The following is a 23,889-nucleotide window of genomic DNA, read 5'->3' as shown; positions in this document are numbered from 1 at the left end:
CATGCTGTTCTCCGTTTGCCTCATTGTAGGCCGGAGAACTCTAATTACGCATGCACCGATTTTAGGGGATGGTTACAGGAGGATATCGATTTGATTAAACGAAACCTCGCGGGCTGGAGCTATGTCGACCTGGCGATGGAAAACGGCGGTACCGCGGACAAGTATCGACGTCGAATAAAGCGGGCTTTGGATAAAGCTGGTATCGATCCGGGGTTGCTTGGGTAAAGACGTCTTGGAGCCACACCAACAGCTTTGGCGAAGGTTATCTCCATAAAACAAAGCGAAACCGAGTGCCTTTCGCCACTCTGATTTGGGCCGTTCCTAAACAGTGGAGGCCTCCCGGGTTTCTAAACACAAGCGGAGGCTCGCATTTTATATTTTTGTTGTCGGCTTGTGCGCCAGAACGAGCATCTGGGCAGCTTTTTTAGAACTTCGTCATAGCCAACACAAGAGTTATTTGCATGGCCGGCCGATCTGCTGTCGCTCGCTCTGAATTTTTAGTCTTGTTTCTCTTCCTATCTGACTCAACGTAGTTTGTCCGTTCAAAGCACATCTAGCTGGAGTCGGCATGGATCTACATGATTATTGTTAATGAGAAGGATTCGCATTACAATTCGCGAAAATATCAGGAATACAGAAAGTCACTCATGGAGAAAACGATGTCCCGACTTCTCAGGCCGGCATTCCGCCGAAAGGCCCTTTTTTCAGTAATCTCATGCGCCTATCTTCCAGCCCTTGCGGCAGCCCAGGTGAGTGAACCTGCGACCCTGAAGGTGCTCGAGGTCTCTGCCCAACGTACACAGACACCCTCAGAGTTCACCGGAAGCTACACGCCCTCCGCCACCACCACCTCTCTCAAAATGGAACTCTCGCATCGCGAAACACCGCAGGCGGTCACCGTGGTGACACGCAAGCAGATGGATGACTTTGCCCAGAATGATGTCAACGAAGTGCTTGAGGGCGCCACCGGCGTGACGGTGGAATCGGTCGAAACCGACCGGACTTACTACACCTCCCGCGGCTTCGACATCACCAACTTTCAATATGATGGTGTGGGCCTGCCGGCGGTGTATGACAACGTACAGGGTGAACTGGATACGGCGTTCTTCGATAGGATCGAGGTCTTGCGGGGGGCTAACGGTCTGATGACTGGCTCGGGCAACCCCGCAGCCACGGTGAACCTTATTCGTAAGCGCCCTACGGTTGATACCAACGCCTCTGTGGCGGTAACTGGGGGGTCCTGGAACAAGAAGCGGATTGTTGGGGATGTAACGGGGTCGGTTGCAGCTTCCGGTAAGGTGCGTGGTCGTGTGGTCGCAGGCTACGAGGATAAGGAGTCGTACCTGGACCGCTACAGCAACGAGAAACAGATGTTCTACGGCGTGCTGGAGGCCGATCTTACTGATACCACGTTGCTCACTGCGGGCCATGCCATTCAGACCTCCGACACTGACAGCCCGCTCTGGGGCGCGTTGCCTTTGTTCTACACCGACGGTACCGCCACCGACTTTGCACGTTCTACCAGCACCGCCTCGGATTGGTCGTACTGGAACAACACTCAACACAACAGCTTTGTCGAGTTGCAGCAGGAATTGACTGGCGGCTGGAAGGCCCAGGGCACGATTTTCCGGCTGGAAAACGACAGCGACTCTGAACTCTTCTACCAGTACGGGACCCCGGACCCGGTGACGGGAGAGGGATTGTTCGCTTATCCGAGCCAATATGAGCTGAACACCGAGCAATGGGTGGTGGATACCTATGCCACGGGGCCATTCAACCTTGTTGGTCAGACTCACGAACTGGTGGCAGGTGTCAGCTGGTCGCGCTCGGAAACGGTGGACGAGTCCCGTTTCGGGCAGGGCATTGGCGATCCCTTGCCACCGCTGGACGAGTGGGAAGGTGATTATCCCCGCTCCGCCTTTGATAACGGCGTAAATGGTTCCGACTGGACGGACAAGGAAACGGCTACTTACGTCGCGGCTCGTTGGCGATTGGCCGATGGCCTGACGGCAGTAACGGGGTTGCGGGTGACTTGGCTCGACAGCGATGGTGAAAGCTACGGCAATACCAAAAGCACCAGCTATGATGCGGTCGACACTCCCTACGCCGGTTTGATCTACGACCTCAATGACGATCACTCGGTGTATGCTAGTTACACCGAAATCTTCACCCCGCAAACGGAATTGGACATCAACCGTGACCGGCTGGACCCGCTTGATGGTGTCAACTACGAGTTGGGTCTGAAGAGTGAGTTCCGGGACGATCGCATCAACACTACCGTGGCTGTGTTCCAGACCGAGCAGCGGAACGTCGCCGAAGCCGCTGGCACCTATGCCGGCACCCAAGATGTTTACTATCGCGGGATTGACGGACTGGAAAGCCAGGGTATCGAGTTGGAAATCGTCGGAGAGTTGACGGATCGCATCCAGCTGTTTGCCGGTTACGCGTTCGTTGATATCGAAGACGCCGACGGCAACGAAGCCAAGACCTTCGTCCCCGAGCACCTGGCTCAGCTGCGCGGTACGTGGAAAGTCCCGGGTATTCAAGGCCTGGAGCTGGGCAGTCAGATTCGCTGGCAGTCGGAGATCAGTCAGGAGCAGGGCGTTGCCACCACGGGTCCGAACGCGGGTACAACCATCGTGACTGAGCAGGATGCCTATGCCGTGGTTGACTTGATGGCCAGTTACGACGTTGCTCGCAACTGGAACGCCACACTCAACGTCAATAACGTGACCGATGAAAAGTATATCGAAAGTTTGAAAAAATTCGGTACCTCTGCCCAGGGATTCTACGGCGAGCCGGCTAACGCCAGTCTCACCGTGTCCTGGATTTATTGATCCGGCGCCGGGGGCAGGGATTGCCCCGCTCCCGGCGAATTTGCAACAGGGCGCGAAGGAATGACACCCGAACAGGAAATGATCGAAGGACTTAAACTGGCCGCAGTTGCCAGTATTATTGTTGTCGCTCTGGCCGCCATTGGCCTGGCGTTTGGCGTCGGCCCTGCGGGCTGAGTGCCGCCATCCTCTGCTTGCGGTATACCCCGCAGGTCCCACAGTATCCGCCCTCCGGCAACAGGTATTTCAGGCAGCAGCCTTTGCGCTGGGGAATCGCCGTTGTCTGCTCACCAAAGACCGCAGGAATCCAGCCCACAAACCGATCGGTGTCATTATTGAACGCCGCTAGCCATTGCTGTGCGAGATCGCACAGCGAGTTGGGTTCCGCCAGGTTCCACACTGCGGAGAAAGGCGCTCCCAACCCCAGCCCAACGCTGCTCCAGTAGGCTCCCGGGCTCACACCAAAGGCTTGCCGAAATGTCGGGTACCAGTGCGAGGTCTGCTTTCCTGCCTCGTGTATGAAACCTGACTCATCCAACGGTACCTCGTCGGGCGCCTGAAACCATCGCATTGTCGTTTGTTCCCCTTGCGCCAGGGGTTCCAGGAAAATGCGATCGGGATTGGGGGCGGGGGCCTGACCATCACGAAACAGGCGCACGGTAAGTGGCGCTATTACGGACAGAGCCAAGCCCTGATGAAGTACTGACAGGTAGGCTCTGCGGCTTTGGGGCGAACAGGCGTGTGGATAATCCTCTGCTATCTGACGAATCAGGAGATCAGGTTGTGCGAGGCACTGGGCCAGAGAAAACAGCCGCCGACGTTGTCCTCGGTCCCCCTGGAGGGCGTTGTTAAGAACGGTTCTCCGATCGAGCCCCGAGGCGCCCAGTAACCGGTCGTAGCGATCGGCCCAGGCCGTCAGGTCTGGACTGCGTTCAGGCTCGGCCATGTCGGCTGAGCCCCCACAGGAAATACAAGCCGCCGACAAGGGCCGCGAGTAAGCCTGCCGGTAGCTGATTGGGATAGACGACGATCCGGGAGAAGTAATCCGCGACGCCCAGCAGCAGACCACCAACCAAGGCTGCGGTCTGGAGTTGGCGGCCAACGGTTTGCTGCCCGAGTACACGAGCCAGGTGAGGTGCAATCAGTCCAACAAAGCTGAGTGGTCCGATCACGACCGTTGCGGCTGCCGTCATCACGGCAGCCAGAAGAAGTAGTAACAGGCGGGCCCGGCCAACCGACAAGCCCAATGATGACGCTGAGATATCACCAAGGGGCAGGATCGTCAGCGGGCGGACAATGGCTGCCAGCATAGCGCTGATGGCCAAGACGAAAACCAGTAATCCGATAGCCTCTGACTCAGACACCAGCCAGGTAGAGCCATACATCCAGCTCAACAGCTTGGACGCCTCGGTGCCGCCGGAGGCCATAACCAGGCGCAGCCCTGCGTCCATGAATACGTACAGGGCCAGGCCGCCCAGCAGTAATTGGTTGCCGGCAAAGCGGTGACGGCGAGCCAAGATAATAAGCAGGCCAAGTGCCCCGGCCGCGCCACCGGTGGCTGCAATCAGCTGGACTGTGCGACCAGCCTCCAGGCCGGAAAGCACAACCACCACCATCAGCAAGGCAGCACCGCCGCTAATGCCCAGCATTTCGGGGCTGCCCATTGGGTTACCGGTCATTCTCTGAATCAGTGTTCCGGCCAGCCCGAGTGCCACACCGGCCAGAATTGCCGCCAACATTCTCGGGCCTCGCCACACCCACGCGTCGTTCCATTGGCTGACCTGAGTCCAGCTCCATCCGTCCAGACCCGGTGACCAGCCCATGGAGATAGAAACGGTCAGTAATAGCAGCGCGGCAACTATCGCGCAGACAATTCCAGCAGGCCTCCGTCGCGGCAGAAAGCCGGCCGGGGTGGAGGTCTGGCCCGGCATGTGGTGGGCGTTCCTGAAGCCTTGCAGGGCCAACAGGATGATCGGCCCGCCAATGAGCGCCGTCGTGGTGCCAGTGGGAATGAGCGAACCATCCCCCCAGGACGAGGCCAAGTGGGCCAGGGTATCTGCCAGTAGCAGCAGGCCGCCGCCCAGCATCGTGCTCCAGCCAATCCGGGATTCGAGTGTACGTGCGCCCAACAACCGGGCCAGTACCGGGGCCGCCAGGCCGACAAAGGCAATTACGCCGACCCGACTGACCACCGTGGCGCTGAGCATCACCACGAGAAAAAGCGCCGAGGCGCGAACCCAGCTCACTCGCGCGCCCAGAGAGTTGGCCGATGTCTCGCCAAGCTGGAGCAGTTGCAGTGGACGCATCAACAGCAACATGAGGCTCGCCAGAATGAGAACGCGGGGCCACAGATTGATAAAGGGCTGCCAGTTGTTCTGCATCAGAGAACCCGCGCCCCAGATGAACAAGTTGCCCAGCCATTCGCCTTTGAGCAGCAGGAAGGCCATGTTCATGGCGCCCAAGAAAAAGGTGATCACCAGTCCGGCGAGGATAACCGTTACCGGCGAGAAGCCCAGGCGCCACGTCAGGGCGATGACCATGGCAATGGCCAGCAGACCGCCTGCAATGGCTGGCAGATCGGGGCTGAAGGCCAGTACGCCCGGAAAAAACAGGGAAGCGACGGTGACACCAAACTGGCTTCCGGCGGCGACCCCCAGCGTGGTCGGCGAGGCCAGTGGATTGCCCAGAATTTGTTGGGTCACTGCGCCGGCCAGTCCCAGCGCTGCGCCCACCAGTATTGCCATCGAGACCCGCGGTGCCCAGCTGAAATGGGCCAGTACGGAGGGGTAACTATCGGGGTTGAAGGTCCAGAAGGCGCTTAAGAGAGCCGCGGGCTCAAGCTGATTCAGCCAGGGCAGGGCGCTGGCAAGAAATGCAGTGAACCAGAGAGCGGCGGCTGCCATTGGCAGTCGGGCCGGAAGTGTCGGTCGTTGCGCGTGTAGGGGAGAGGCGTCACTGTACAAGGTTGGAACCTCCGGCCAACAGGCTGTCGGTAATCTGGAGGGCAAGGCGCTTCACCGGGAATACGCCGCCAAAGGGCCAGACCGCATCCACTTGGTACACCTGGTCGCGCTGAACCGGTGGAAAGTGTGTCCAGAAAGGACTATCAGTAAGGTTTTCGCTCAGTCCGGGCGGCGTAGGCGACAGTACGACCAGCCGGGCGTCAGGAAACGGCGCGATTGCTTCCAGGCCAACGACTGAAAAGCCCCAGAAATTGCCATCGTGGGGCCAGGCGTTAGTCAGCCCGAGCGCATCGAGTGCGGTTTGAAAAAGGCCGTTGGGCGCATAGATACGCACGTGGCGATCATCCAGAAAATTTACCAATGCCACCGGGCGCTCTGTCACTCCGGCGTTGGCCAACCGAGCCCGAAGCCGAGCGAGGGTTTGTTCGATGTCGTCAATCACTGCCTGGGCCCGTTCTTCACGGTCCAGTATTTGACCCAGTGTGGTGAGCATGCTGAGGGCTTGATTGAAGGGCTGTGAGCCTTTCCGGTAAACGCTAACCACATAGGTTGGTGCAATTTGTTCCAGCAGATCGGCGGCGGGTGCCATTTCGGCACTGGTGACGATCAGATCCGGTTTCAACTCGGCGATCGCTTCCAGGCTGGGGGCGACCCGAGTGCCGACATTGTGAACGCCCGACTCGGGTAACGAAGGTTCGGCCACCCAATAGCTATAGCCCGCCAGATCGGCCACGCCTACGGGAGTAACGCCCAGTAGTAACAGGGCCTCGGTGGCCGCCCAGTTGAGCGCGACGATGCGCTGAGGTCGCTCGTCGAGTTCCAAAGTGCCATTTTCATGGTGCCAGGACCCAGCAAAGGAGGGCGCGGCGGCCAGTATTGCTAGCGCTACGACCAGCAGCCGGCTATTCGTGAACAGCCTAGTGAACATAGGAAACCCAGTGGCCGGGAGCTCGCGCCATGACGCCCATGGGCACGTCGTAAATGGTTTCCAGTGTGCCGGCTTCCATGATTTCCCGGGGCGTGCCGTCGGCCACGAGTCGGCCGTGCTTGACGGCGACCAGGCGATCGCAGAAACGAGCTGCCAGGTCCACATCGTGCAGTACCACGATCACGGTCAGATCCCGTTGTTCGGCCAGACGATGCACCAGACGAAGGGTTTCGACCTGATGTTTTACGTCCAGCGCCGAAATGGGTTCGTCCAGAAGCAGGCAACGAGTTTGCTGCGCCAGCAGCATCGCAATCCACGCCCGCTGACGTTCGCCGCCGGAGAGGGTGTCGACCGCCCTGTGCGCGAAGTGTTGAAGCCCGGTGTCTCGGATGGCCTGATCGATCAGTGCGTGGTCTTCGTTCTTGTATCGACCAAGTGGGCCGCGCCAGGGATAGCGCCCGAGATTGACCAGCTCGCGCACCGTCAGACCGTCGGTTGCTGGTGGGTGCTGGGGCAGGTAACCCACGGTGCGGGCAAAAGCGCGGGCGCCACATTTTTGCACGGGCTGGCCCTCCAAACTGACCTGTCCCCTCGACGGAGCCTGATGCCGCGCCAGAACTTTTAACAGTGTCGACTTCCCTGAGCCGTTATGGCCCAGCAGGGCGGTAACCTCGCCCTCCCTGAACCCAAGGTTAATGTTGTCGAGGATGGGGGTTTCACCAATTCGAACACTCAGGTTTGATACGTCAAAGAACGCCGACATGCAGACTCCCTCTTGCTAGTAGGTCGCAGGTTAATATAAATGCGAATCACTATCAATCGCAAAAAAGGAATTCACGCTTGACCGGTTTGGACGCGCCACTGGGCCAGATAAGCCCCGCCTTTGGCAATCAGAGTTTCGTGGCTTCCCTGTTCAATTACCCGGCCGTTTTCAATCACCGCGATGGTGTCGGCATCGACAATCGTTGAAAGCCGGTGAGCAATCATGATGACCGTGCGGTTGTGCCCTATGCGGCGAAGTGAACGCTGGATGGCCGCTTCCGTTTCGTTATCTATCGCACTGGTGGCCTCGTCCAGAACGAGAATGGGTGGGTCCTTTAGAAGCGCGCGAGCCAGGGAGAGTCGCTGACGCTGGCCCCCGGAGAGTCGCACTCCGCGCTCGCCGACCGGTGTATCCAGACCTTGCGGAAGGGCGTTGATAAAGGACCAGGCTTCGGCAGTTTTGGCGGCCTCCTTGATTTGTTCATCGGTGGCATCCGGGTTTCCATAGGCAAGGTTTTCGCGGATAGAACCTTCGAACAGGTAGACGTCCTGACTCACCAGGCCAATAGCACTTCGCAGGGATTGGAGGTTGATATGCCGTAGCGGCAGACCATCAATGCAGATGTCACCTTCGCCTGGATCATAGAAACGAAGCAGGAGTTTGATCAGCGTGGATTTGCCAGAGCCGGTTGCGCCTACCAAAGCCAGGGTGTGGCCGGCGGGTATCTTGAGGTTGATCTCCCGGATGCCAGCGCCGCTCTCTTCGTAATGGAAACTGACATTGCGAAACTCTACGTCACCTCGCACTGGTTGGGGTAGATCTCTACCGCCGTCGTCCCGTACATGGACTGGCTCGGCGAGTAGGTTGAGAATCCGACGAGTGCTGGCCATGGCCCGTTCGAACAGGTCAATAACCTCCGCAAGCCCGGTCAAAGGCCAGAGCAAGCGCTGGGTAAGGAAAACCAGAACGCCGTAGGCTCCGACATTCAACGTGCCTTCCAGAGCCATCATTCCGCCCACGGTGAAGGTGGCAAGGAAACCGGCAAGGATCGCCATCCGAATGACAGGGATAAACGCAGAGCTGATCCGGATAGCTCGGCGGTTGGCTTGCACATACGCCTCGCTGCTGGCTTTCAGGCGCTCTGCCTCGCGCTGCTCCGCAGTAAAGCTTTTGATGGTGGCGATGCCGCCGAGGTTATTGGCCAGGCGGCTGGACAGATCGCCTACCTTATCCCGCACATCGGCGTAGAGTGGTCCGGCCTTGCGCTGGAAGTAAAACGCGCCCCAGATGATCAGAGGTATCGGTGTGAACGCCAGCAGGGCCACGGTGGGGGAAATAACGAAGAACACAGCGCCCACCGCCACGACCGTGACCAGGACCTGAATCATGGCGTTGGCGCCGCCGTCGAGGAAGCGCTCCAGCTGGTTGACATCGTCATTCATTGTAGCGACCAGCTGACCGGAACTGCGCGCCTCGAAAAAGCTCATGTCCAGCCGTTGGGTGTGTTCGTAGGCATCCTGTCGAAGATCCGATTGCAGACGCTGAGCAAGGTTGCGCCAGAGGATCTGAAACAGATATTCGAACAGCGATTCACCGGCCCAGATGAAGAAGGTCAGCACCGCAAGGATGGTGATTTGTTCCCGTGCCGATTCGAAGCCGAGCCCCGCCACGAAGCTTTGTTCCTGATTCACCACTACGTCGATGGCGACCCCGATCAGAATTTCCGGGGCGATGTCGAACAGTTTATTGATAATGGAGCAGGCGGTTGCAGCAATAATCTGCCTTCGATAGCCACGCGCGTACTTCAGCAGGCGTACCAGCGCGGTAAAGCTACTGTCGGATGGACTGGGGGATTGCGACACAGAAAAACTCCGGGTTCGTTGACTTTGAATCAAGGGTAGAGCCCGTCGGGGCTCTTATCTCAGGCGGAAGCTGATGGGTAATACGTAGTGGAAGGTGTTTCCCTTCATGGTGTCTGGTACTGCCGGTAACGGGGCTGCTTGGGACAGCATTTCAAGAACGGCCCGGTCGAGCAGCTCATGCCCTGAGCGTTGGCGCAGACTGTGCTCTATCAAGGTGCCGTCCCGGCGAAACTCAAAGACCACCTCGGGGGTGCCTTCCTGTCCCAGCCGCCGTGCCCGAGTGGGGTAGCGGTAATGGCGGCGAAGGTGTTGGGCCAGTCGTGACAGGTAATTATTGACCGCCTGCGGGGAGCCGGCATTTTGCAATTGAACGGGCTCGGATGATGCTCGGGCAGGCGCTTCAACGATGTCATGGTCGTCGGTATCGACCGATGTATTGGCTGTCACCAGTGGTTGGGTATCAGTCGCCGGAGGGGTAACCTCCGCTTCAGGCTCAGGCTCAGGCTCAGGCTCAGGCTCAGGCTCAGGCTCAGGCTCAGATTTGGGCTCCGGTTGTGGTTGGATCGTCGAATCCGTATCCGATTCGCTTTTCTCTTCCGTGCTGGGTGCCTGGGCTACCGTCGGCGCCAGGCTGATCTGAAGGGCAGGTGGTTGTTTGCTGCTGGTCGCCCCGAACTCTGGCAGTTTCAGTGGCCGCGTTGGCAAAGCCCAACCCAGTGCGGCCGTGGTCAGTAAGGCTGCAATGACCAGAAGACCCAAGCGATGCCAGATGCCAGGCGCCTTCACAACAGCGGCTCCGTCAATAGCAATACGCTGTGATAACCGCCGGTTTCCAACAGGGCAAACAGATTGGTCAGGTCGGCCATGGTGATGGTTTCCGCAGCGGCAATCCGCAGAGGCTCGTTTTCTTCCATTTCTGGCAGCGAGGCCAGCAGACTTTGTTCGTCAACAGGTTGCCCGTCAACGCGCCATCGAGCATCACTGGTAACGAGCAGATGCGCCTCGGGACGCACCGGCGCGTCGTTGGCAGGTGTGCCAGGCAGATCTGGCAGGGGGATGCTTGCGAGCTGACCGGCCGCGATGAAAAACATCAGCAGCAGGAAAACCAGATTGATCAGTGGTAAAAGGGCATCTTCCACCCGGTCCAGTAACGATTTGCCGGAGGCGAGAGAGGGTGGTGAGAGGTCCATCATAGCGCCTCCGGAGCAGTGCGTTCCCAGTGCGTCGTAATCCCGGCTTGTTCCAAGTGGCTCAATGCCTGAGTGAAGTGGGATAAGGTGGCTCGCGCCTCGGTCTTGAGCACCACTTCCTCAACTTCCATTTGCTTCAGCGATTCCACCAACTGGTCGATAGGCCGGGTTTCGTTATTCCAGCGGAGTTCGCCGGATACGGCCAGAACCAATGTTGGCAATGGAGTGGTTGCTTTAGCAGGCGATTCGGCACGGTGATTCGCCAGTTCCAGCGTGTCGACCGGCGAAAGCCGACTGGTCACCATGAAAAATACCAGCAGTATGAACACCACGTCGATCAGCGGCGTCAGGCGAATCGGGATAGGGCGGTTTGGCCGCGGTTCAACCAGTTGCATGGCGCAGAGCCAGCCCTTCGTGTTGTGTCTTCGTATCCGGTATATCGGTGGTTCCCGCGTCTCCCTGGTTTGAGGGTGTGGGCGCTGCGGTCGGGCTCTCGTCAGCGACTGTGGCAGTCGACGGGTTCAAAATGGTAACCAGCGTGCCATTGATCATGCCGTGGAGTCGCCGCAAGCGGAATTCCACCCAGGCGGCGAGCGCGGCAAAGGGAATCGCAACCACCAGTCCCGCTGCCGTGGTGGTAAGCGCCTTGTAGATACCTCCGCTGAGCAGAGCGGCGTCCGCTCTGCCTTCGGCTGAAGCCATGGCACCAAAGGCCTCCATCATGCCAATGACCGTTCCCAGTAGCCCAAGTAGTGGGGCCAGGGCAGCAATCACTTCCATGATTTTCAGGGGGGCCTCGAACGGCTCCAGCGCTCGTTCGGCATCTCGCGCCGCGATTTCCCGGATTTTCTGGCCATCGATCCCCTGCTTGCGGGCGTCGATCACATCAGCCACCAGCAGCCGAAGCGGGTTCCTCCCGATCAGCAGGCCGCCTTCGGGGCGTAAACGACTGGGAATCACCGACGAGGGCTCTTGCTGCCACTGTTCGATTGTGCGTTTTAGTGGTCCGGTCATCCGCGGGGCGTAGAGAGCCCCAATTAGCATCAGATAGCAAAATGTGATCGCCCCGAGCAGAGTAAGGGTCATTAAGACCAGCATGATCGGCCCACCCATATCGACCAACTGACTCATGGGATCAGGGAGTATGTGGGTAAAACTAATCGGGTCGAGCATGGTCACTGATTCCGTCGAGTGCAATCTGATGCTCGGTAATGATAATGATTTGCATTGGCATTGCAAGGTGGAGGATTAACGAAGCAGGCTAGGAAGCATATGAATTAGGCATCAATTCCTAAGTTAGATATTAATCAGGTCTGACGAGCTAATAGGAATGTCCGCTTTGCGACCGTAGCTTCACTTCTGTACCCCCCAATCAGTCTTTAAAACGCCGCATTCAGCTTCGTGTGACCTGCTCAGCTTGGGAACGACCCCAACCCCTTTTAGGTCCCGCCAGAGGGGAGGGGCCTCCCTTGGTATCTCTATCGGCTAAGGGCGTCAGCCATTCACCGGATGAGCCCGGAGCATTCGATCGTTCCGCTGCCGCGAACGCAAGCCAATCAGGATTAATGGCACGACGATCATGACGCTGCCTACGGCGAACCAGAGGTCTGGCATCTCATTGAAACCTACCCATCCGATCAATACCGCCCATATCAAACCCGTATATTCCGCGCTGGTTACTTGATTTGCATCCACCTGCTGGTACGCGAGCAAGACCGTCATGTTGTAGCCCAAGATGAACAGTGCCGAGCCTGAGGCACTAATGAGCATTGAGCCATCCCAACTGGCACCTTCCCAGAGTGCCAAAACTGCTGCGGCTGGAACAATCAGCAGGTAGTTCAGAAACAGCTTGTGAATCGTGGACTGCTGCTTGGGGAGCTTACGCACCATCACAGCATTGATAGCCAGGGTAAAGGCCGAGCCCAGTGCGGCAATGGCTGCCCAGTCAAATTCGACAGGCCTCAGAATCATGCCAACAGTTTTGGCGACGGTTATCTCCATAAAGCAAAAAAAAGCGAAACCGAGTGCCTTTCGCCACTCTGATTTGGACCGTTCCTAAACAAAAGCGAACATATGGGTTGTGGTGTTGTTTCAGGCCTGATGCTCCCATTCGTTAGGTACGCATTGCTGATCGTAGCGTTCTCAATGTGGTGCTTCATGTCGAAAAGAATCGCGTGTGCCTTGTTGAAGTGCAATATCTTCATTCAAAACCGCCTTGAACAATCCCATGACCGAACTCCAGTTTTTAACCCTCATATCTACTCTGCGCTCAGAAATCGGCGTCCATGGAAGCAATTTTTTCACTGTTTGGACGGCTTATATGATTGCCGCCTATCTGGTGAGCGACAAGTTGTCACTGACCTTCTCGATTCTCGTTACAGTGATCTACTCAACTTTTTTGGTCGGAACCGCCTCGGCACTATTGACTACCGTCGATTCGGCGTTTTACATCGGATCCCAATACCGGGAAATCTTTCCAGAAACCAAAATCGTTCCCGTTCCAGGACATCTTGAATATGTCCTAATCGCTACCCTGTTAACCTCCTGGGTCCTCTCGACTTTGTTCTTTTTGCAGCAGAGAGGTGTCCTTAAATGGAAATAGGACAAGGGCGCGCCGTATCTTTGCAGCGATGAGAACCTGAAAGCGGTTAGCTTAAGTCGGATCACATCGCATGCTGGCCAGCCATCGCTGGAGGCTAATGGTCGACTGGAGGGTCGACCATTAGCACTGGTAATTAAGTTTCGCAGTTATCTCAGAAAGCCATCGATGTACGCTGCCGACATCGTTGGGTACTGGAAGTGCGGCGCATGACCCGCCTCCGGAAAAACGACCAGCTGCATCTTCGGGGCTTCGCGCACCAGTGGGAACCAGTTCTCCACCGCAAAGGAAATGTCGTGGTCGCCCATTAAGACCAGCATCGGAACCTCTGTTGTGGCGAACTCCTTGCGCAAGTCATCGGCATCCGCCATCACACCGCGCATTCCTCCAATGTAGCGCTGGAACATCTCCATGGTACCGGGCACCTTGCTGTGATCCACTTTCTCCCAGTAACGCTCCATGGAGGCCTTCGCTGCCGCCCGGCTAGACTCGGACTTTGGCTCGAAAAAAAGCACCGTGTAATCTTCCAAAGCATAGGCTGGTTTCAGCGCGTGCTGCTGAAAGGCTTGTTCCATAGGCACCTCTGGTTTGCCAGGCGGGTTGGTGCCCACGAGCACCACTTTGTGAACCGTGTCCGGGTGCAGGAAGGCCACATATTGCGCAATCAGGCCGCCGTAGGACCAGCCTAAAAGATCGACTTTGCCCAGTGCCAGTTGCTCGGCAAACCTCTTTACATCGGCCGCCACCTCTTTCGCATCCAATGACAGTGTGCCCTCGGAATAGCCAATACCCGGGTAATCCATGATGATCACTTTGCGCGACTCGGCCAATGACCCAATGAACGCCGGATCCCAGGTGTCTAGGGTGCCGCGGAAGCGGTTGATTAGCAGAAGGGGCGCTCCTTCACCGATGCTGCGATAGGCGATTTGGCGATCGTTAATGCTCATGAATTGGGTTTCGGTGGCTGTCGTTGCGGTACTCATGGGAGTTGTTTCCGTTGCGTTCTGGGTGTTTGTAGTGCTTGTGGTGCAGGCCGCCGTCGCCACGCTAAGGACACTGGCGATCAATAGTGATGCCAGCGCACGACAGTTTTTGGGGGTGTTCAGGTACAGCCAACCATGCGTTTTAATGGTATTCATCATTGCCTCCTTTGCTGGGTGTAGGTCACCCGCTGCTTTACTATCTTTGGCATCTTAAATGACGAACATCATTTAATTGTTTTGATTATGTTCATCATTTAAAGTGTGTCAACGAGTTTTTGAAACATTAGCTGTGTGCAGACTGGAAGCAGGATTGAACGCATGAGAGTGAGCCGCGAACAGGCCGAGAAGAACCGACAGAAGGTGCTAGAGACCGCTGCCCGCGAGTTTCGGCAGTGTGGCATCGACGGCATCGGCGTGGCTGAACTAATGAAGTCGGCGGGCCTGACCCACGGCGGTTTTTACGGCCAGTTCAAATCAAAAGACGACCTGGTCACCCAGGCGGTGGGGCAGGCGCTAAAGGAAAACGACGACAACTGGGCGCTGTTAATGCGAATGAGCGACGACCACTGGGAAGCCTTCAAACACGCCTACCTGTCGCCGCACCACCAGGAGCACCCCGAAAGCGGTTGCGCCTTCACCACCCTGGCGGTGGAGGCTCCGCGCCGGGGCAACCCCCTGAAAGCCGTCATGACCAAAGGCCTGAGGTCCCTGCTGGGCACCGTGGAATCCATCATTCCTCGCAAACGGGGAAAAACCCGTCGGGAGCAGGCGATGGTGGCGCTGTCCACCATGGTCGGAGCGATTATTCTCGCCCGGGCGGTGGATGATGAGGCTCTGGCAAAGGAGCTTCTGGCGGCAGCGAAAGGCGGCGTTTGAGCAAATGCCCGCTTTGCGACCAGCGCCCGCACTACCGAAAACAACAACGATTGTGGCTGCGATCAATTTTGGAATTAAAAGCGCTTTTAATTCCATCGCCAATGGTCAGGCTCGCCGCAGGGCGTGGTCGATACGCTGATCGCTCCACGCAAGCAGAGCGTTGAGGCTCTTTAGAACAGCCCAGCGCAGAGGCTCCGGGGGAAAAGGGATTTGGATGCGTTGGAACAGTTTTGTGAAGCTGGTATCTTCGCTCAGAATCCAATCTGCTAAAGCTCCTCCCATGAGGCTGCACTGGGGAATACCGTGGCCGTTGCAGCCAGCGTAATAGGCAATATTGCGGTGTGCGCCCAGGTTGCCGTTAACGGGTAGGAAGTCCAGGGTCATGGCCACCCAACCGCCCCAGTATGTCTCGATGGGAACGTTCCGGAGTTCAGGCAGGCGGTCGCGAAAGGCCTGCTCGATGGTGCGGAAAGCTGAGGGCTGATATCCATCTGCGAGTCGACTGCCGTAGGCGTAATGGATCACCTTGGACCCGCCAACGATTCGCCGGTCCGCAGTTAGGCGATAGTTTTCCAGCATTTCGTGTGCGGTGTAGATGCCCTCTCGATTGGGCCATCCAATCGACTCCAGTTCCGCATCGGTCAGCGGCCGCGTAGTGAACTGGCTTACCCGCACCGGAAGTATGCGGGATTTCATTAGGCCCAGTTCGGCAGGGGCATAGGCATTGGTGGCCAGCATGACCTGCGGAGCCTTCAGCACTCCCGTGCCGGTGTAGAGAGACACGGTTGAGCCTTCATCGATGCGGCTTACCGGCGAATGCTCGTAGATTCTGACGCCAGCCTTGAGTGCCGCTGAACGCAGCCCCAGAACGTACTTCCCGGGGTGGATGGTACCGCCACAGTCCTCGTGCACGCCGAACCGGAACGCTGGAGGAAGCCCGCGCTCGCGCATGGCGGTTTCATCCAGATAGTGCATGCGGATGCCGAGTTTGCCCACGGACTCGGCGCTCTCCATCAGCTTGGCCCGGTGCGTTTCGTGCACACCAGCGACAATGTTACCAGTAGGCTGGTAGTCGCAGTCGATCCCGTGACGATGGATGAGCGACTCGAATTCAGCGACAGCCTGTTCGGCAAAGCGGACGTAGGCCATGCCTCGCTCCATGCCATACCGTCTGATGCAGCTCGGAATATCCTTGCCGACGGTGGGAGTCACGTGGCCCGCGCTGCGGCCAGAGGCACCGAAACCACAGTAGTCCTTTTCTAGCAGCGCTACATCCACGCCGCGTTCTCGCAGCCGGAGGGCGGCACTGAGACCGGTGTAGCCGCCACCAATGATGGCGACGTCACAGCGTTGTTGGCCCCGCAGGGCAGGCTGAATGTCGTCGGGCGCCTCCAGCCAGAACGAGCCCTCGGTGAATGGGAAAGCAGATTGGTTCATGACGATGCTCCTCACGCCAGCTGAAGGCGTTGCAGAACCGCCGGAATATTGCCCTGTTCAAGCAGGCGGAAAGCCTCGATGTCGAGAGAAATGGTGCGGCCGTCGGGCAGGTAGCTGTCGATCATGCCGGGCCCATCGCCGTCGAAGATGATGAGGAGTTCGGCCCCGTTCTCGCTGTGAGGGGTATGGCGGTTGCCCACGTGCTCATACGCCACATCCCCTGCCTGGAAACGTCCTTCTTCGTATTCCCATTCCCCGGCGACGGTATAGGCCACGGCCTTGGCATGGTGATAATGCTCTGGTAGCACGCAGCCGGGCTCAAAGCGGAACAGGAATACCACCCGGTGGTTGTCCGGGTCGGTCTTGAGAACTTTGATGTGGGCCCCTTCGGCCAGCGGCAACGGCCACCAAGGCTGGTTTTCGGGACGGATTACGGCGGTATGTTCGACAGTCGTCACTGGTAAGGCTCCTTCAATTCGTCGTGCAATTGGCGAATGCCTTCACTATCCGCGAGTGCAAATCCAGGCGCTCGACAGTCCGCGTCAGAAACTGAACCGGGCACGCCAAGGAGTAGAATGGCCAGTGTGTTCAAAAGAAGGGAGATTGGGTGCCTCAAACATTCTGTTGTTGGCGGAAGGCGCTTGGGCTGGAGCCACTCCAGCGTCGGAAAGCGCGGCCAAAGGCGCTAAGCTCGGAATAGCCCAGGAGAAACGCAATCTCGGAGAATTGCATGGAACTCTGAGCCACGTATGCGCGGGCCAGCTGCTGGCGAATGTCCTCGATCAACCGATTGAAGGAGAGTTGCCGCTCGTCCAGACGGCGTTGCAACGTCCTTTCACTCATGGCCAATTGCCCCGCGATCTCGCCCAGACGGGGCAGGCCCTGGGGGAGGGCCTGGGCTATCATTTGCCTGACCCGTTGTGTCAGTTCGTCATCGCCGGGGGCCAGAGTCAGTAGATGGCGAGCGTGCGCCTCCAGTACCGGCAGCAGTTCGGCATCGGCGCCGGTTATTGGGGCTTCAGCAATTGCCCCGTCTACGATCAGGGCGTCCTGCGGGCATGCAAAGGCCAATTCGCATTCCGTAAGACGAGTGAAGTGCCCTGGGTTGGCGGGAGAGGGTCGACGAAGCTCAATGCGAGGGGTTCCGACCGCCTCGCCAAACAGCGTCTTCAGGGCCTTGACAAGCACCCCTACCGAGTACTCTCCATCCTGAAAGCGATCGACGGTGGGCATTGTTGGTGTCGCGTATGCGATTCGCATCCTGTCTACTTCCTTTACAACACTGATATGGGCCTGACTCTGATGGATTCGAAGGTAATTCTGCGCATTTTCAAACGCTGCGGAAAAAGTTGGAGAGTTGAGTAAAAGGAATCCCAGCGGACCCAGTCCTTGCAACGGCGTCTGCAATCCGAGCCGCAGACCTAACGCCGGATCTTTGAGCTGCTGAGCAGCGTCTTCCAGATAATCCACGAAATCCGCCAGTTGCACGAACGGCCCGGCGGTTTCCCGCTGGTGGGACTCGGGCACCCCCCGCCCGACCTTATGCGGATCTATGCCCGCTCCATCTAGGGATGCAATCACGCTTTCGAGCATAGTGGAGCTGAGTTGAGCTGAGCTGATGATGAAGCAGCACTCCGAAAGTCGGTCAAGGGGCGGTATTGCCACCCTAGAGTGTAGACATATTCGCGGACTTACTTGAAATCAGCGTGCTTTACTAATAGATGGCGTACTTCCCAGAAAAGGCAACACTTTACGAAAGCTATAGTCGGGCGTGACCGGTGACTCTAATCGTCAATGAATTCAGAAAATAATGGTGAGGGTGACGCCTGCTCAATGCCGGTAAGCTTCCTTTACACAGCGAATGTTCGCTTTGCGACCGTAGCTTCACTTCTGTACCCCCGCCAATCAGTCTTTAAAACGCTGCATTCAGCTTCGTGTGACCTGCTCAGCTTGGGAATGACCCCGACCCCTCATTAGGGCCGGAGGGGAGGGGGCATCCCTTGGTATCTCTATCGGCTGAGGGCATCAGCCATTCACCGGATGAGCCCGGAGCATTCGATCGTTCCGCTGGCGCGAACGCAAGCCAATCAGGATTAACGGCACGACGATCATGGCGCTGCCTACGGCGAACCAGAGGTCGGGCATTTCATTGAAACCTACCCATCCGATCAATACCGCCCATATCAAACCCGTATATTCCGCGCTGGTTACTTGATTTGCATCCACCTGCTGGTACGCGAGCAGGACCGTCATGTTGTAGACCAGGATGAACAGTGCCGAGCCTGAGGCACTAATGAGCATCGAGCCATCCCAACTGGCACCTTCCCAGAGTGCCAAAGCTGCTGCGGCTGGAACAATCAGCAGGTAGTTAAGAAACAGCTTGTGAATCGTGGACTGCTGCTTGGGGAGCTTACGCACCATCACAGCATTGATAGCCAGGGTAAAGGCCGAGCCCAGTGCGGCAATGGCTGCCCAGTCAAATTCGACAGGCCTCAGGATCAATACGATGCCGAGAAACCCACTGAACACTGCGGTCACGCTCATGGGGGTGAGGCGCTCACCAAAAACAAGGGCGGCCAGCATCATCACCAGTATCGGCGCGGCGTAGAACACAGCGTTGGCCGTGGCCAGGGGCAGGTTGCCCAGGGCCACGACCATGCACAGCATGCCAACAAGATGGATGTGCGCACGAAATGCGTGGATTTTCAGGCCTGCGAACAAGTACTTCCGGTTCATTTTGCCAACCAGCGGGATGAGCATAAACAGAGTCAGGACGCAGCGCAGGAAGGCAAACTGGAAAATCGGTGCACCGGGTTCCAGCAGCTTGATAAAGACATCGGAAATGATAGCCATAGCGTTGCCAATGACGAGCAAAAATATGGCGCTATTGACGGTGTGTCCTGACATGGTGCCTCCCGAAGGTTTCGACGTCGACGGTTTCATGGCCGTTTCGCGCCTGGGTGGATTTCATCAAGTACTGCCCCTGGTCAGAAACTTCTGGCTGGCCAGAGACGACAGACAAGCGCCAAAAGGACATTAAGAGCTCGGAGTCTCACGTTAAAGTTGTAAGGCGCTTTTTCAGAGCCGGCCAAAACAGCCGCTGAAGCCTTGGTAGCTCTGGGCTTGAGCAGTCCCACATATCATGAGATCGAATCTCAATCTCGAATTGGAATGACACAGGGACGAGCAGTGTAGGGTTGAACTAATATCCGATAAAATGATCTTTATTATTCAGTTATTAGAAAATTAGATAATGAAACTGCCTCCCCTGAAAGCGCTTCCGGTGTTCGAGTCTGTGGCCCGGCTGAACAGCTTCTCCCTCGCTGCGGAGGAGCTGGCGGTCAGCCAGAGCGCCGTCAGCCACCAGATCAAACAGCTGGAAACCTACCTTGGTGAACGCCTGTTCTGGCGCAGTGGCCGTACCCTGACCCTGACGGACGAGGGCCGCCAGTACCTGGATGCCATCAGTTCCGCCTTGCTCCAGATCGAGCGCGCCAGCGAGCAGCTGTTGGGGCATGAGGAGTCCCGCTTGCGGCTGTCGGTGTTCAGCTCCTTTGCCGTGCGCTGGCTGGTGCCCCGGTTGCCGGAGCTGAAACGGCTGCAACCCCAGGTGGACCTGGCGCTGGAGATGAGCACCGAGAATCCGCAATTGTCGGATCGGGTGGCGGACTGCTTTATTACCGTGAACAAGGGGTCCCCGGCCTACAGTTACGAGTTGCTCTACGTCGAACGTCTGTTCCCGGTGTGCAGCCAGGATTACTGGATGAAGATTCGCCGGCACCTCGGGCGCGAGAACCCGGAGGACGAAGCGCTGCCGATCTCATGCGACGCCATCAGCGAATTCCCGTTGCTGTCCACCCACAGCATTTTTGATAAAGCCGCCGGCGACTGGCAGGCCTGGTTCCGGGAGGTGGGCGAGGTGATTCCGGACAAGGCCAAGGTCCAGCATTTCAGCCACATGCTGCTGGCACTGGAAGCGGCGCGGTTTCATCAGGGCATTGCCCTGACCAACGATTACATGCTCAGTACCCGCAGTGATTCGGAAGATTTCGTTCGCTTGCCCTGCCACTCGGTCATGACCGGCGACAGCTTCTACTTTGCCTGGAAAACCAGTCGACGAGGCGAACGGGGCTTGCAGTTGCTGCGGCGCTGGCTGGTCGATGAGGCCATTCAGTCGGGGCTGCGGGGGGATGAGTTGCCAGTTACATGAAACCTCAAAGCATGAACGAGCGTTAACTGATGAAAGGCCACCAACGTGGTAGTTTCGCTACAAACCTGAAGTTCGGAGTAGGTAACGTTTATGAAATCCGTTTTGTTGATCGCCCTGATGGGCATGATGGTGGGCGCAGCGCCGGCCCTGGCCAAGTCCTCTCACAATGAACTGCCTCCGGGCCTGCAGAAGAAGGTAGCAAAGGGCGGACAGCTGCCCCCGGGCTGGCAGAAAAAGCTCAATGGTTACCACCGCGGTGATCGTCTGGACCACGATCATTATCATTACGGTGATATCTACGACATGGGCAATGGCCGCCAGCGGGTGGAAATTGAGGACCGTGTTTACACCATCATCAAGGATACCCGGGAAATCATCGATATTCTCAACCGGCGCTGATGGCTGAAAGTCCGGGCCAGACACGTATCTGGCCCGGCCCCCCGGTCATTTCCTGGCCGGTCGTTCCACCACCTTCCGTTTGCCTTTCGCGCACCGCGACAGCGCCTTCAGCCCCTCGCTGTCGAACGCATCTACCCGAAGTACGTCGTACAGGGCGGTCAGTGCTTCCTCCAGTTTGTCGCATTCATCGGCCTTAACGATGCCCTGGGCACAGGCCCAGTCCACCAGTTCCTTGCGCTGATGGCCCATCAGCAGGGCAATGCCGTCCAGCTCATCCTCGTCCCGGTTGCGGATGGCCTGGTGCAGACGGTCACGCATGCCGGCGGTTTCGTGGGCCAGGCGGTAGGCATTCAACACACGGCCCAGCGGATCATCGGGGCTTTCGTTTACATAGGTGCCACGGGCAATGCGGTGGCGCACGGGCGTGTCATCGACAATGGAGCGAGCCACCTTGGAGCCCAGGGTGTCGTCGGGGCCGTTCAGGCCGGTGGCGCCGAGCGGGAACACCAGCAGCCGCAGCGGCCAGCGAAGTGCCGGTACCGGGAAGTTGATGATGGCGTCCCGCATGGACGACTGCAGATCCCTCAGGCAGGTGTGCAGGCACCATTCCACCAGGGGCCTTTGGTCATCCGGGTAGCCTTCCTCGTGCCATTGCTTGATCACCGCAGTGGCGTAATACAGATGCGTCAGGCAGTCTGCCATGCGGCCAGACAACCGCTGGCGCGCCTTCAGTCCGCCGCCAACGGTGAGTAGCGTCACGTCGGTCATCAGGGCAAAGGCGGCCGAGAACCGGGCCAGCTGCCGGTAGCAGGGCTTGATGTTGCCCTCCGCGGGCACGGGTTCCGGCAGGCCCCGGGTCAACCCGAGTACCAGGGACCGGAGGGCGTTGCGGGTGGTGTGGGCCAGGTGCCGGTAGAAGATGCCATCGAATTTCTTGGCGGCCTTGTCCTCATCGGTCATGCCAGCCGCTTCGATTTCTTCCACGATGAACGGATGGCAGCGAATGGCGCCCTGGCCGAAGATCATCAGGCTGCGGGTCAGGATGTTCGCGCCTTCCACGGTAATGCCGATGGGCACGGCCTGATAGGCCCGGGCCAGGAAGTTGCGGGGGCCGGTAATGACCGCCCGGCCAGCGGCAACGTCCATGGCGTGGTTAATCACCTCCCGCATCAGGTCGGTGTTGCGGTATTTCAGCACCGCCGAAGGCACGGAAGGCCGCACGCCCCGGTCCAGCATGCCGGAGGTCAGCAGGCGGGCGGCGTCCATCATGTAGGTATAGCCGGCCATGGGCTCCAGGGCTTCCTGAACACCTTCGAACTGGCTGATGGACCGGCCAAACTGTTCACGGGTATAGGCGTAGGCTCCGGTGGCCAGACACGCCACCTTGCCGGCGCCGGTACCCAGAGCCGGCAGGGAAATGGAGCGGCCAATGGACAGGCATTCCAGCAGCATAGTCCAGCCCTTGCCCAGCATGTCCTGGCCACCAATGACCTGTTCCATGGGGATGAACACCTCGGTGCCCCAGGTCGGCCCGTTCATGAACACGGTATTCATCGGCAGGTGCCGGGTGCCGGCATTGACCCCGTCGGTGTCCCGCGGCACCAGCACGCAGGTCACGCCGATGTCGTCGTTCTCTCCGAGGAGTTTGTCCGGGTCGTAGACCTTGATGGCCAGGCCGATCAGCGTAGCCACCGGGGCCAGGGTGATGTAACGCTTGTTCCAGGTAACCCTCAGGCCGAGCACTTCCTCCCCGTTCCACTGACCCTTGCAGACAATGCCCTTGTCGGGAATGGCGCCGGCATCCGAACCCGCCACGGGAGAAGTCAGGGCAAAGCAGGGGATCTCCTCGCCCTTGGCGAGGCGGGGCAGGTAGTGATGCTTCTGCTCGTCGGTGCCGTAATGCATCAGCAGCTCACCCGGGCCGAGGGAATTGGGCACCATGACGGTGACCGCCGCAGACACGCTGCGGGTGGAAATCTTCATCACGATTTCAGAGTGGGCGGTGTTGGAAAAACCCAGTCCGCCTTCATCCTTGGGGATCACCAGCCCGAAAAATCCTTTGTCCTTCATGAATTTCCAGACTTTCTCAGGCAGGTCGTAATGTTCGTGGGTGATTTTCCAGTCGTCGAGCATGGCGCAGAGCTTTTCAACCGGCCCGTCGATAAAGGCCTGCTCTTCACTGGTCAGGTATGCCGGCTGAGCGTCCAGCAGCTTGTTCCACTCCGGTTGGCCGGAAAACAGCTCGCCATCCCAGTCGACAGAGCCGGATTTCAGGGCTTCCGACTCGGTATCGGAGAGGGTTGGCAGGCGGCTGCGAACCCAGCCAAGCAGGGGCCGGCTCAGTTTATCCAGGCGGAGATCTCCGGGGATGACCAGTACCAGGGCCAGCGCGAGCAGCACGCCGCCGATCAGAACACTGGCCAGGTGCCAGTCGTCCTGAATGACCCCTACCAGGGTGGCAACGGCCATGACAGCAGCGGCGGTTTTGCCACCAATACTGAAGTAAATCAGTACCAGGGCACTGATCAGCAGAAGCAGAACACTCATCGGGGACCTCCCAGTCGCGGTGATTTGGGTGCGCTATGTGCCTACCATCGATCAAATTTTGATCTGGTGCAACCGTTTCCACCCGCCCGGTTTTGTTGCGGCAGTCACCGCGCGGCTGAAAATTCTCCCGCTGTTGAAGCCGGCACCAGAGCGGACTTCCCCGGCAATTTGACAGGGCTACCCGGCGATCTAGTGTTATAGATACTCACTCCCTCGCCCGATTGTGTGGTTCGCCAGCGACGGATTGCCAGCGGGCGCATAACGTTGCCCGCAGACCTCAAGCCAGCACTGCTAGTTA

Annotated in this window: 21 protein-coding genes and 1 pseudogene; 6 read left to right on the top strand and 16 right to left on the bottom strand. The window is 58.1% G+C overall.

Features of this window, described 5'->3' with window-relative positions; translation table 11 throughout:
* Nucleotides 1-90 precede the first annotated feature (90 nt).
* Together K8I84_RS16940 and K8I84_RS11840 are read left to right on the top strand one after the other, a co-directional pair.
* Nucleotides 91-225 (top strand): hypothetical protein, encoded by a 135-nt coding sequence (locus tag K8I84_RS16940; RefSeq protein WP_263283093.1) that lies wholly within the window; start codon nucleotides 91-93, stop codon nucleotides 223-225.
* 524 nt (nucleotides 226-749) lie between these two features.
* Nucleotides 750-2,837, top strand: coding sequence for a TonB-dependent siderophore receptor (locus K8I84_RS11840; RefSeq protein WP_223794967.1), 2,088 nt, complete (start codon nucleotides 750-752; stop codon nucleotides 2,835-2,837).
* 115 nt (nucleotides 2,838-2,952) lie between these two features.
* On the opposite strand, the gene K8I84_RS11835 is transcribed toward K8I84_RS11840, so the two are convergent.
* From K8I84_RS11835 to K8I84_RS11790, 10 genes and pseudogenes are all read right to left on the bottom strand, one after another.
* Nucleotides 2,953-3,780 (bottom strand): (2Fe-2S)-binding protein, encoded by an 828-nt coding sequence (locus tag K8I84_RS11835; RefSeq protein ID WP_223794966.1) that lies wholly within the window; start codon nucleotides 3,778-3,780, stop codon nucleotides 2,953-2,955.
* Complete coding sequence (fhuB, locus tag K8I84_RS11830) at nucleotides 3,767-5,797, bottom strand: Fe(3+)-hydroxamate ABC transporter permease FhuB (RefSeq protein ID WP_223794965.1); 2,031 nt, start codon at nucleotides 5,795-5,797, stop codon at nucleotides 3,767-3,769. Before fhuB ends, K8I84_RS11835 begins: the two co-directional genes overlap by 14 nt.
* Nucleotides 5,787-6,725 carry an iron-siderophore ABC transporter substrate-binding protein gene (locus K8I84_RS11825; RefSeq protein ID WP_223794964.1) on the bottom strand — a complete coding sequence of 313 codons (939 nt, stop codon included), beginning with the start codon at nucleotides 6,723-6,725 and terminating at the stop codon, nucleotides 5,787-5,789. The genes fhuB and K8I84_RS11825 overlap by 11 nt, the downstream gene beginning before the upstream one ends.
* Entirely contained in the window at nucleotides 6,715-7,488 is a 774-nt protein-coding gene (locus K8I84_RS11820; protein WP_223794963.1) for an ABC transporter ATP-binding protein, read from the bottom strand. The genes K8I84_RS11825 and K8I84_RS11820 overlap by 11 nt, the downstream gene beginning before the upstream one ends.
* A 71-nt stretch (nucleotides 7,489-7,559) precedes the next feature.
* Nucleotides 7,560-9,350, bottom strand: a complete 1,791-nt coding sequence (locus tag K8I84_RS11815) for an ABC transporter ATP-binding protein (protein WP_223794962.1) — start codon at nucleotides 9,348-9,350, stop codon at nucleotides 7,560-7,562.
* Nucleotides 9,351-9,404: 54 nt separating this feature from the next.
* The gene (locus K8I84_RS11810) at nucleotides 9,405-10,136 is read right to left on the bottom strand and encodes an energy transducer TonB (RefSeq protein WP_223794961.1); all 732 of its coding nucleotides are present in this window, start codon (nucleotides 10,134-10,136) and stop codon (nucleotides 9,405-9,407) included.
* Entirely contained in the window at nucleotides 10,133-10,543 is a 411-nt protein-coding gene (locus K8I84_RS11805) for an ExbD/TolR family protein (RefSeq protein ID WP_223794960.1), read from the bottom strand. The genes K8I84_RS11810 and K8I84_RS11805 overlap by 4 nt, the downstream gene beginning before the upstream one ends.
* Nucleotides 10,540-10,935 (bottom strand): ExbD/TolR family protein, encoded by a 396-nt coding sequence (locus K8I84_RS11800; RefSeq protein ID WP_223794959.1) that lies wholly within the window; start codon nucleotides 10,933-10,935, stop codon nucleotides 10,540-10,542. The genes K8I84_RS11805 and K8I84_RS11800 overlap by 4 nt, the downstream gene beginning before the upstream one ends.
* The gene (locus K8I84_RS11795) at nucleotides 10,922-11,713 is read right to left on the bottom strand and encodes a MotA/TolQ/ExbB proton channel family protein (RefSeq protein WP_223794958.1); all 792 of its coding nucleotides are present in this window, start codon (nucleotides 11,711-11,713) and stop codon (nucleotides 10,922-10,924) included. The genes K8I84_RS11800 and K8I84_RS11795 overlap by 14 nt, the downstream gene beginning before the upstream one ends.
* A 321-nt stretch (nucleotides 11,714-12,034) precedes the next feature.
* Nucleotides 12,035-12,511: pseudogene (locus tag K8I84_RS11790) on the bottom strand (EamA family transporter); the annotation flags it as partial.
* A gap of 256 nt (nucleotides 12,512-12,767) precedes the next feature.
* Here K8I84_RS11790 and K8I84_RS11785 point away from each other — a divergent pair.
* Nucleotides 12,768-13,142, top strand: coding sequence for a hypothetical protein (locus tag K8I84_RS11785; RefSeq protein WP_223794957.1), 375 nt, complete (start codon nucleotides 12,768-12,770; stop codon nucleotides 13,140-13,142).
* Nucleotides 13,143-13,288: 146 nt separating this feature from the next.
* Here the strand turns inward: K8I84_RS11785 and K8I84_RS11780 are convergent, their stop codons facing one another.
* Nucleotides 13,289-14,281 carry an alpha/beta fold hydrolase gene (locus K8I84_RS11780; RefSeq protein WP_223794956.1) on the bottom strand — a complete coding sequence of 331 codons (993 nt, stop codon included), beginning with the start codon at nucleotides 14,279-14,281 and terminating at the stop codon, nucleotides 13,289-13,291.
* Nucleotides 14,282-14,440: 159 nt separating this feature from the next.
* Between K8I84_RS11780 and K8I84_RS11775 the strand changes: the two genes are divergently transcribed.
* On the top strand, nucleotides 14,441-14,998 hold the full coding sequence (locus K8I84_RS11775; protein WP_223794955.1) for a TetR/AcrR family transcriptional regulator: 558 nt from the start codon (nucleotides 14,441-14,443) through the stop codon (nucleotides 14,996-14,998).
* A gap of 105 nt (nucleotides 14,999-15,103) precedes the next feature.
* Here the strand turns inward: K8I84_RS11775 and K8I84_RS11770 are convergent, their stop codons facing one another.
* The 4 genes from K8I84_RS11770 to K8I84_RS11755 form a co-directional block, all read right to left on the bottom strand.
* Nucleotides 15,104-16,435, bottom strand: a complete 1,332-nt coding sequence (locus K8I84_RS11770) for an NAD(P)/FAD-dependent oxidoreductase (protein WP_223794954.1) — start codon at nucleotides 16,433-16,435, stop codon at nucleotides 15,104-15,106.
* An 11-nt stretch (nucleotides 16,436-16,446) separates the two neighbouring features.
* The gene (locus tag K8I84_RS11765; RefSeq protein WP_223794953.1) at nucleotides 16,447-16,893 is read right to left on the bottom strand and encodes a cupin domain-containing protein; all 447 of its coding nucleotides are present in this window, start codon (nucleotides 16,891-16,893) and stop codon (nucleotides 16,447-16,449) included.
* Nucleotides 16,894-17,047: 154 nt separating this feature from the next.
* On the bottom strand, nucleotides 17,048-18,016 hold the full coding sequence (locus K8I84_RS11760) for an AraC family transcriptional regulator ligand-binding domain-containing protein (protein ID WP_223794952.1): 969 nt from the start codon (nucleotides 18,014-18,016) through the stop codon (nucleotides 17,048-17,050).
* Between the two features lie 444 nt (nucleotides 18,017-18,460).
* Entirely contained in the window at nucleotides 18,461-19,342 is an 882-nt protein-coding gene (locus K8I84_RS11755) for a DMT family transporter (RefSeq protein ID WP_223794951.1), read from the bottom strand.
* 346 nt (nucleotides 19,343-19,688) lie between these two features.
* Here K8I84_RS11755 and K8I84_RS11750 point away from each other — a divergent pair, with 346 nt between their 5' ends.
* Both K8I84_RS11750 and K8I84_RS11745 read left to right on the top strand, forming a co-directional pair.
* A complete protein-coding gene (locus tag K8I84_RS11750) occupies nucleotides 19,689-20,645 on the top strand; it encodes a LysR family transcriptional regulator (RefSeq protein WP_223794950.1) in 957 nt (318 codons plus the stop codon).
* Between the two features lie 90 nt (nucleotides 20,646-20,735).
* Entirely contained in the window at nucleotides 20,736-21,044 is a 309-nt protein-coding gene (locus tag K8I84_RS11745; protein WP_223794949.1) for a hypothetical protein, read from the top strand.
* Nucleotides 21,045-21,089: 45 nt separating this feature from the next.
* Here K8I84_RS11745 and K8I84_RS11740 read toward each other — a convergent pair whose 3' ends face one another.
* Nucleotides 21,090-23,591, bottom strand: coding sequence for an acyl-CoA dehydrogenase (locus K8I84_RS11740; protein WP_223794948.1), 2,502 nt, complete (start codon nucleotides 23,589-23,591; stop codon nucleotides 21,090-21,092).
* Between the last annotated feature and the right edge of the window lie 298 nt (nucleotides 23,592-23,889).

It is taken from the genome of Marinobacter sp. F4216, from assembly GCF_019931195.1.
Classification (GTDB): Bacteria; Pseudomonadota; Gammaproteobacteria; order Pseudomonadales; family Oleiphilaceae; genus Marinobacter; species Marinobacter suaedae.
This window is presented reverse-complemented; position numbering and strand designations above follow the sequence as displayed.